This window comes from Streptomyces otsuchiensis (assembly GCF_004305975.1).
Taxonomy (GTDB): Bacteria; Actinomycetota; Actinomycetes; order Streptomycetales; family Streptomycetaceae; genus Streptomyces; species Streptomyces otsuchiensis.
The window spans coordinates 1-9,099 of the sequence record NZ_BHZI01000235.1 but is presented as its reverse complement, the minus strand read 5'-3'; the positions used below and the strand labels follow the sequence as shown (position 1 = coordinate 9,099).

Below are 9,099 nucleotides of genomic sequence, written 5' to 3'. Positions count from 1 at the left end.
CGCGCCCCGAGGCCCCGCGCACCCCCGGCCCCCGGGAGTAAGCGCGCCGCGCTCAGTGGCTGCCCGCCGGGCTCACCGGCGGGCAGCCGTCCGTCTGGTCACCGCTCGGGTGCGTGCCGGGCCGGGCGCCCGGCTTGGCGCTCCGCGAGTGGCCGCCGGCCCGGTAGCGCGCCGCCGTGGCGAACCCGGCCGGCCGCAGGCCGTTGAGCGCCGGTGCGGTGGTGCTGCCCTCGCGGGCTCCTGCGGGCTCCCGCTCCTCCCGCAGCGGCACCGCCACGGGCTTCACCTTCGGCGCCTGCCGCGGCTCCCGCAGCGCGAACCGTTCCCGCAGCAGATCCCGGGTGGTGAGGATCCGTAGCTCCGCCCGCGAGATCAGCGGCTCGAACCAGGGGAGCGCCAGCAGCACCAGCAGGCCGGCCGCCCAGCCCAGCAGCACGTCGCTGACCCAGTGCGTGCCCAGATAGACCGTCGTGGTCCCGACGCCGAGCGCGAAGACCGCGGCTATCACCGACAGGATGCGGCGCGCCTGCGGGGTGGTGGCCAGATACGCCAGGATGCCCCAGGTCACCACGGCGTTCGCCGTGTGCCCGGAGGGAAATATGTCCCCGGTCAGGAACATCTCGTTGGAGCCGATGATGTTGGCGTAGTGCGGCCCCTCGCGGCCCATGCCCAGCTTGGCCGCACCCACCGAGAGGTTCAGCAGCAGCAGCGCGCAGCCCATGACCAGCAGCGGCCGCAGCGTCCGCTGCCGCCAGGAGCGCCAGCCCAGCCAGGCCGCGATCAGCGCGGCCGTCGGGCCGCGCTGGCCCAGGACGACGAAGTAGTCGAGGAAGGCGTGCAGCTCCGGCCACTGCTTGTACGGGCGGAACAGCATCACCTGCCAGTCCAGCCGCACCAGCCACGACGTGCTGAGCACCAGCCCGACGATGAACGCGTAGAAGACCGCGGTCGAGCCCAGGAGCGACATCCGCACACGGCTCATGTCAGGAGCGGCCATGTCCGGACGCTGCGGCTCCTGTTCGAGGCGGGCAAGGATTCGGGTACGCACCCTCTCAAGATTACAGCGGGTGATAGCGGGACTTTGTCCCGCGCTCGCCTTCGTGATGGCGATGTGATGTACCGCTGACCTTGTTCGGGACTTTGTTCCCCTGGTCGCGCGATCCGCGCACGGCCGATGATGCGACGACGGCGTTGTTCGGCCGGATGCGGCCGAAAGCGTGGCGGCGGATATCCGGGGCCGGGTTGCGCCGAATGCGTGCCGCGCCCGGAATACGGCGCTCCGGGACCCCGCTCGCGCGGTTCGTCCCGCTCGGCTCCGGCCCGGCCGGTACGCACCGGTTCCGGCCGGGGCCGGGGGCCGCCGGCGGTGCCTCCGGACGGGTGGCGAGGGGCGGTTGGGGCTGCCGTAGCCTTCTCTGGCCGACCGGCCCCCGGGCCCCGCGAGGGGCCTGCGCCCGATTCCGGGAGCGGGGGCGGCGCGACCGAGAGTGACAGTGCGGAAGGTGAGGTGCAGATGTCCGGGAGTTCCCCGCCCGGCACCGCCGACGAGGGGCGGGAGACCGTTCCCGGCCGCTCGGCGTCCCCGGCCGCGTCCGCGGTCCCCTCCGCGGCTCCGTCGGTGCTCGCGTCCGCGGCGCCCCGGATTCCCGCCCCGCGGGCGGCGGCCGGGCCACCAGCTGCCGCCCACCCGGGCCGCTGGGGTGTGCTGGCGGTGCTCTGTGCCAGCCTGCTCGTGGTCGCCATCGACGCCACCGTGCTGCACGTCGCCGTCCCCGCCGTCTCGCGCGACCTGCGGCCCGGCCCCGTCGAGCTGCTGTGGATCGTGGACGTGTACCCGCTGGTCTGCGCCGCGCTGCTGATCCTCTTCGGCACCCTCGGCGACCGGATCGGCCGCCGGCGGGTGCTGATGATCGGCTACGGCTGCTTCGCCGCCGCCTCGGTGCTGGCGGCCCTCGCCACCAGCCCGTCCGCGCTGATCGCCGGCCGTGCCCTGCTCGGTGTGGGCGGTGCGATGATCATGCCCGCCACGCTGTCGATCCTGCGTCAGGTCTTCCCCGACCGGCGGGAGAGAGCCCTCGCCATCGGGATCTGGAGCGCCGTCGCCGCCGTGGGCGCCGCCCTCGGACCGTTGTTCGGCGGGCTGATGCTGGAGCACTTCTGGTGGGGCTCCGTCTTCCTGGTGAACATCCCGCTGATGGCGCTCTGCCTGGGCGCCGCCGCCTGGCTGCTGCCGGAGTCCACCGGGGACCGCGCCGGGCCGTGGGACGTCTGCGGCGCGCTGATGGCGGCCGCCGGGCTGTTCTCCGTCATCCTCGCGGTGAAGCGGGTCGGCGGCGGCCAGCTGCTCTCCGCCGGGACCGTGCTGGCCGCCCTCGCGGGTGTCGCACTGCTGGCCGCCTTCGTCCGCCGCCAGCGCCGCCGCCCGTACCCCCTGCTGGACCTCTCCGCCTTCTCCCGCCCGGCGTTCGGCACCTCGGTCGGCTGCATCGTGCTGACCGTGCTGGCCCTGGTCGGGCTGGCGCTCATCGCCGCGCAGTACCTCCAGCTGGTGCTGGAACTCGGCCCGCTGGAGACCGGACTGCGACTGCTTCCGCTGAGCGTCGCGGCGATCACCGCCGGGCTGCTGGGCTCCCGCATGCTGCGGCTGCTCGGACCGCGCGCCATGGTGGCGCTGGGCTTCCTGCTGACCGCCGCGGGTGTGCTCACCCTGCTGGCCGTCGGGGAGTACGACCGGCCCGCGCTGATCACCTGCGGATTCGTCATGGTCGGCTACGGCCTGGAGACGACCCTCTTCGGCGCGTACGAGTCGATGCTCAGCGACACCCCGCCGGAGCAGGCCGGGGGAGCGGCCGCGGTCGGCGAGACCGCCTACCAGGTCGGTGCCGGCCTCGGCATCGCCGTGCTCGGCAGCGTCATGAACGCGGTCTACTCGCCGCTGTCGCGCGTCGCCGACGGCGAGCTGGACGCGCGGACCGTGGAAGCCGCCGACCGGTCCCTGATCGAGGCGTACGCCGCGGCCGACCGGGTGGGCGGCGACCTCGGCGAGCTGCTGCGCGGCGCCGCCCGTGAGTCCTTCGTCGCGGGCGTGCACGTGGCCCTGGCCGTCAGCGCGGCGCTGCTCCTCCTGGGGGCCCTCGCGGCGCTGCGGCTGCCCCGGACCACGGCGGTCACGGCGGTCGCCGCGCCGGAGCCCGCCGCTCCGGACCTCACGGAGCCCGTCGCCGGGCCCGTCCCGGTCGCCGCCGGGGACTTCGGGCCGGGCGGTGCCGTCAGCCGCTCCGTGCCCGCCGTGGTGCGTCGCCCGGAACGCAGCGGCAGCGGCGCGAACCGGTAGCGCGGCGCGCGCGCCGCCCGTGGCAGGCCGGGCATCGCGCGAGGTGTGGGTGGGTACGCGCGGCGCGGGGTGAGCGGGCGCGGGGGAGTCGCGGGCCACGGCCGTTCCGGAAACCGCCGGTTTCTGTTGACGACCACCGGAGCCCGTGCCACCTTCTCGCCGAGCCCGGCGTCGCCCCACGCGTCCCGCCGGGCGCGCACCGGCCGGCGCGCTGAGCACACCCCCACGACGAAAGGACCATCTGCCATGCACCGACGTGCAGCGGACTCCCGACTCCGGCGCGCCGCCGCCGTCCTCGCGGTGGCCGGCATCGGCGCCGCCGCCTTCGTGGCGCTCCCCGGCGCCGCCGCCGACGAGAGGTCCGCCGCGCCCGGCGCCGTCCTCTTCGACGACTTCGACTACACCGCGCACGACGACCCGCGACTCCGGCAGAACGGATGGATCGTCAAGTCCGGTGACGGCGGCCCCGGCCTGGCCGACGCGGTCTGGACACCGGAGAACGTCACCTTCCAGCACGGCGCCGGCTCCTCGGTGCTCAACCTCGAAGCGGGCACGGACGGTACCGAGGCAGGCACCGAGCAGTCCGAACTCTTCACCGCCGGGATGAAGTTCACGGAGGGCACCTACGCGGCGCGGGTGCGTTTCAGCGACGAGCCGCGGTTCGGACCCGACGGCGACCGCGTCGTGCAGACCTTCTTCTCCATCAACGACCTGACCGCGCCGATGGCGCCGGACTACGCCGAGTACGACTTCGAGTACCTGCCCAACGGCGGCTGGGGGGAGTCGGGGAACGTCATGTTCACCACCTCCTGGGAGACCTACCAGCCCGACCCCTGGCTGTCGGACAACGAGAGCACCGCCGACCGCGCGAGCTACGCCGGCTGGCACGACCTGGTCTTCACCATCGACGACACCGAGATCGTCTACTGGATCGACGGCGAACGGTTCGCGACGCACGGCGCGTACTACCTGCCCGAGCGGCCGATGAGCATCAACGTCAACCAGTGGTTCATCGACCTGGAGGGGCTGGACAGCGACCAGCCGCGCGCCTACGACCAGCAGGTCGACTACGTCTACTACGCCGAGGGCGTGGTGCTCGGCCCCGAGGAGGTCCGGGCCGAGGTCGAGGCGCTGCGCGCCGACGGCGTCGCCTTCCGCGACACCGTCGGCTGACGCCCCGTCCGCGCCCGGTTCGCGGCCCGGAAACCCGGAACCGGGAGCCGGGTCTCTCAGCGGTAGGCGGACTGCCCGGTGAGCGCCTGGCCGACCACCAGTGTGTGGATCTCGGAGGTGCCCTCGTAGGTCAGCACCGACTCCAGGTTGTTGGCGTGCCGCAGCGGCGAGTACTCCAGGCTCACGCCGTTGGCGCCGAGGATGGTCCGGCACTCCCGGGCGATGGCGATGGCCTCGCGCACACTGTTGAGCTTGCCGGCGCTGATCTGCTCCGGGCGCACGCGGCCGGCCTCCTTCAGCCGCCCCAGGTGCAGGGCGAGCAGCATGGCGCTGTTCAGCGCGATCGCCATGTCGGTCAGCTTCTTCTGGGTGAGCTGGAAACCGCTGATGGGCCGGTCGAACTGGACGCGGGAGCCGGCGTACTCCAGCGCGGTCCGCAGGCTGTCCCTGGCCGCGCCCAGCGCGCCGAAGATGATCCCGAACCGGGCCTCGCCCAGACAGGAGAGCGGGGCCCGCAGGCCGCGCGCCTCGGGAAGCCGTGAGGATTCCGGCAGCCGCACGTCCTCCAGGACCAGCTCGGAGGTGACCGAGGCGCGCAGCGAGAGTTTGTGGCCGATGTCGTGGGCGGTGAAGCCGGGGGTGCCGCGCTCGACCAGGAAGCCGCGTACGCCCTCGTCGGTCGACGCCCAGACGGTCGCGACATCGGCGATGGAACCGTTGGTGATCCAGGTCTTGGTGCCGTTGAGCACCCAGTCCGAGCCGTCTCGCACGGCCCTGGTGCGCATCGCGGCGGGGTCGCTGCCGTGGTCGGGCTCGGTGAGCCCGAAGCAGCCGACGGCCTCGCCGGCGGCCAGACGCGGCAGCCACTGCCGCCGCTGGTCCTCGGAGCCGTAGCGGTGGATGGAGTACATCGACAGCGATCCCTGCACCGACGCGAAGCTGCGCAGGCCGCTGTCGGCGGACTCCAGTTCGAGACAGGCCAGTCCGTAGGCGACGGCCCCGGTGCCGGCGCAGCCGTATCCCTCCAGGTGCATGCCGAGGACGCCGAGTCCGCCCAGTTCCGGTACCAGCTCGCGCGGGAAGCGCCCGGACTCGAACCACTCGCCCAGGTAGGGGCGGGCGTGGTCGGTCAGGAAGCGGGCAACGGTCCGCTGCATCTCCCGCTCCTCCGGGGTGAGCACCCAGGAGATGTCGAGCAGGTCGAAGGGGTCCGTCATCGGCGGGGTGCCGCCGGTGGCTGCCGGGGAAACCGGGGTGGAAGTCATGCCACCAGTACAGCACCGGGGTTGTCCCGACGGGCCGTCGCGGCGGCGGTGTGACCCGGATCGGCACCGTCGGCGGCGTGCGTCCGCCCGCCGGTGGGGGCCCCGGTGCGGGCGAGCGGGCGCACGGCTCAGCTCTGGTTGAAGAACCCGCCCTCACGGGCGCGGGCGTCTCCGGAGACGACCTCGTACTCGGCGGGGGTCAGCAGGAAGACGCGGTTGGCGACGCGCTCGATGGTGCCGCGCAGCCCGAAGGTCAGACCGGCGGCGAAATCGACGACGCGCTTGGCGTCACCCGACTCCAGCGCCGTCAGGTTGACGACCACCGGAACGCCCTCGCGGAACAGCTCGCCGATGCCCCGGGCGTCGCGGAACCCGTGGGGTGTGACGGTGGCGATCCGGCCGCCGTGGTCCTGCGCGGACTCGGCCGCCACCTGCAGCCGGGGGTCGGTGGTCCAGGACTCGGCGCTGTCGCCCGGCTCCGGTCCCTCCGTGTATTCGTCGTCGTAGTAGCGCATCTCGCGGTCATCGACCAGGCCGAGCCATGCGCTGGCCCTGCGAACCGATCCCATGGACGCCTCCCTCTCACGATCGCGGGAACACCCGCGCCCCTATCGTCGTCCATGACGCCGACAGTGCGCCAAGCAGATAGTCAGATCAGCGGCCATCTGTGACGCTTCTGATGCATACGATATGCCCTCGGATCAAGGGTGTTGTCGGATCTGCGTACTGACTGACCGTTAGTTCCGCATCGGGCCGCCACCCGGGTGAGACGCAATCGCACACGGGTGAGGGTCATACCCCGCCCACGGCCCCCGAAGCACTACGGCCGGTCACCGCGCGAACGCGGTGACCGGCCGTGGTGCGCGACCCGGCTGAGCGGGTGTCAGCCCCGCTCGGCGGCGATCAGCTCCGCGATCTGCACGGTGTTGAGCGCCGCACCCTTGCGCAGGTTGTCATTGGCCAGAAACAGCGCAAGCCCGTGCTCGACGGTCTCGTCCCGGCGGATGCGCCCCACATAACTGGCGTCGCGCCCGGCCGCCTGCTGGGGGGTGGGAATGTCCGACAGCGCCACCCCGGGTGCGTCGGCCAGCAGCTCACGTGCCCGCTGCGGGCTGACGGGCCGCTCGAACCGCGCGTTGACCTGGAGCGAGTGCCCGGTGAAGACCGGAACCCGCACGCAGGTGCCCGAGACCTTCAGCTCCGGGATGTCGAGGATCTTCCGGCTCTCGTTGCGCAGCTTCTGCTCCTCGTCGGTCTCCTCCAGCCCGTCGTCCACGATCGAGCCGGCCATCGGCAGCACGTTGAAGGCGATCGGCCGGAGGTAGGACTGGGGCGCGGGGAACTCCACCGCCGCGCCGTCGTGCGCCAGCCCGGTGGCGCCCTGCGAGACGGCCGCGCGTACCTGCTCGTCCAGCTCCGAGACCCCGGCCACGCCACTGCCCGAGACCGCCTGGTAACTGGCGACGACCAGCGCGGTGAGCCCGGCCTCGCGGTGCAGCGGACGCAGCACCGGCATCGCGGCCATCGTGGTGCAGTTGGGGTTGGCGATGATGCCCTTGGGCCGGTCGGCCACCGCCTGCGGGTTCACCTCGGAGACGACCAGGGGCACCTCCGGGTCCAGCCGCCAGGCCGAGGAGTTGTCGATCACCACGGCGCCGGACTCCGCCACGCGCTCCGCCAGGGCGCGGGAGGTCGCGCCGCCGGCGGAGAAGAGCACCACGTCGAGGCCGTCGTAGTCGGCGGTGGTGGCGTCCTCGACCGTCACCTCGGTGCCCGCCCACGGAAGCTTCCGGCCGGCCGAACGGGACGAGGCGAACAGCCGCAGCTGCTCCACCGGGAACTTCCGCTCGGCCAGGATCTCCCGCATGACCCCGCCGACCTGGCCGGTGGCTCCGACGATCCCGATCTTCATGGCCGCTCCTTAGGTGTGTGCAACAGCTGCGTGCGCTTGCGTGTGCTGGGCGTTCCGCCCGCGCTCGGCGCGCGGGGCGGGTGTCCTGCGTGTGCTCCGGTGGTGCTGGTCCGCCGCGGGTGGTGCCGGGGCCGAGCGGGCGGTGACCGCCGGTCCGCGACCGGTGTGACCTCCACCGGTGTGACCTCCGGTTCCGGCGCCGGGGCCGTCCTAGCGTGCCCTGCCCCGGCTGGCCCGGCCGAACCCTTGAGCTGTGTCACACCGGCGGCCGGGCCGGGTTCGCCCGGATGCGGCGGGCCGGGGACGCGGGGGCGGTGCGGGCGCCTGGCTCCGTCGCCCGCACCGGGGTCCGGCGGGTGGCCTGGTGCGGTGCTGTCGAGGCTGCGACAGCGCCGTGCCGCCGGGAGTGGTGCGGTCGGGCGATGCGGCGTCCCTCAGGCTGCGGCGAGCAGTTCCGGGAGGTCCCGCATCTGCTCGAAGACCACCGTGTCCGGCCCCGCCAGCCACTCCGCCGGGGTGAGACCGCCCGCGAAGCCGAAGGCGCGCATCCCGGCGGCCCGGGCCGCCCGCACCCCGTACTGGCTGTCCTCGATCACCGCGCAGCGCTCCGGCGGGAAGCCCATCGTGGCGGCCGCGTGCAGGAAGAGGTCCGGCTCCGGTTTGCCCCGGGCGACCTCGGTGGTGGAGAAGATGCGCCCCTCGAACCGGCTGTGCAGGCCGGTGACGCCGAGGGTCCGGCGCATCTTCTCGTGGCTGCCGCTGGAGGCTATGCAGCGGGGAAGGGTGAGCCGGTCCAGCACGTCCGAGACGCCCGGGACCTCCGTCAGCTCGTTGTCGACAGCGGCGTTCAGGCGCTCCACGTAGAGCTTGTCCCAGATGTCGGCCGTCGCCGTGCCGAGCCGCTCGCTGAGCTGGGCGTGAACGGCGGCGTTGGAGCGGCCGAGGAACCGGTCGACGATCTCGCGCTCGTCCATGGGCCAGCCCAGCTCGGCGCCGAGGGCGACGTTGATGCGCAGCGCGATGCTCTCGGTGTCCACCAGGACGCCGTCGCAGTCGAAAATCACCAGCTCGATGGGGGAAGTCACCCCGCCAGGTTAGCGACGGCCCCGCGCGGCCCGGTCGGCGGGCCGTCGACCGGCGCCGACGACTGTGGGGGAGGAGTGAAGGCATCTTCACCGCATGAAGGATGTCCGCCCGGATTACCTGCCCGTAACTTGTCGTGTACCCGGCAGTAACCTGTGGTCCGGACCGCACGCCGTGGTGTCACCCCCCAAGTGCGCATCAGCGAGGAGACCCCATCGTGCTGTCCTGGTCCCACCGCAAACAGCTGGGCACGACCCTGCTGCTCGCCCTGGTCATGGCGCTCGTCCCCGCAGCCGCCCACGCCGGCGCCGCGAACGCCCCCGCCCCCGTCT

Annotated in this window: 6 protein-coding genes and 1 pseudogene; 2 read left to right on the top strand and 5 right to left on the bottom strand. The window is 73.1% G+C overall.

The genetic code is table 11. The annotated features are described in order from the left end of the window. Nucleotides 1-52 precede the first annotated feature (52 nt). On the bottom strand, nucleotides 53-1,048 hold the full coding sequence (locus E0D90_RS19955) for a phosphatase PAP2 family protein (protein ID WP_170215010.1): 996 nt from the start codon (nucleotides 1,046-1,048) through the stop codon (nucleotides 53-55). A gap of 465 nt (nucleotides 1,049-1,513) precedes the next feature. Between E0D90_RS19955 and E0D90_RS19950 the strand changes: the two genes are divergently transcribed. Next, entirely contained in the window at nucleotides 1,514-3,334 is a 1,821-nt protein-coding gene (locus tag E0D90_RS19950; protein ID WP_130799496.1) for an MFS transporter, read from the top strand. 343 nt (nucleotides 3,335-3,677) lie between these two features. Next, nucleotides 3,678-4,507 (top strand): annotated as a pseudogene (locus tag E0D90_RS19945) (glycoside hydrolase family 16 protein); the annotation flags it as partial. Nucleotides 4,508-4,563: 56 nt separating this feature from the next. Here the strand turns inward: E0D90_RS19945 and E0D90_RS19940 are convergent. The 4 genes from E0D90_RS19940 to E0D90_RS19925 all read right to left on the bottom strand — a co-directional run bounded on the left by E0D90_RS19940 (nucleotide 4,564) and on the right by E0D90_RS19925 (nucleotide 8,769). Then, the gene (locus E0D90_RS19940; protein ID WP_227870349.1) at nucleotides 4,564-5,772 is read right to left on the bottom strand and encodes an acyl-CoA dehydrogenase family protein; all 1,209 of its coding nucleotides are present in this window, start codon (nucleotides 5,770-5,772) and stop codon (nucleotides 4,564-4,566) included. A 128-nt stretch (nucleotides 5,773-5,900) separates the two neighbouring features. Beyond that, nucleotides 5,901-6,341 (bottom strand): cell division protein SepF, encoded by a 441-nt coding sequence (locus E0D90_RS19935; protein ID WP_103504761.1) that lies wholly within the window; start codon nucleotides 6,339-6,341, stop codon nucleotides 5,901-5,903. 314 nt (nucleotides 6,342-6,655) lie between these two features. Continuing rightward, the gene (locus E0D90_RS19930) at nucleotides 6,656-7,684 is read right to left on the bottom strand and encodes an aspartate-semialdehyde dehydrogenase (RefSeq protein WP_130799494.1); all 1,029 of its coding nucleotides are present in this window, start codon (nucleotides 7,682-7,684) and stop codon (nucleotides 6,656-6,658) included. A 434-nt stretch (nucleotides 7,685-8,118) separates the two neighbouring features. Then, on the bottom strand, nucleotides 8,119-8,769 hold the full coding sequence (locus tag E0D90_RS19925) for an HAD family hydrolase (RefSeq protein ID WP_103504763.1): 651 nt from the start codon (nucleotides 8,767-8,769) through the stop codon (nucleotides 8,119-8,121). Nucleotides 8,770-9,099: the final 330 nt, after the last annotated feature.

Excerpts from the sequence above, each read along its gene's own strand:
- E0D90_RS19950 (WP_130799496.1), top strand. The coding sequence starts at position 1,514 with ATGTCCGGGAGTTCCCCGCCCGGCACCGCCGACGAGGGGCGGGAGACC.
- E0D90_RS19940 (WP_227870349.1), bottom strand. The coding sequence starts at position 5,772 with ATGACTTCCACCCCGGTTTCCCCGGCAGCCACCGGCGGCACCCCGCCG.
- E0D90_RS19930 (WP_130799494.1), bottom strand. The coding sequence starts at position 7,684 with ATGAAGATCGGGATCGTCGGAGCCACCGGCCAGGTCGGCGGGGTCATG.
- E0D90_RS19935 (WP_103504761.1), bottom strand. The coding sequence starts at position 6,341 with ATGGGATCGGTTCGCAGGGCCAGCGCATGGCTCGGCCTGGTCGATGAC.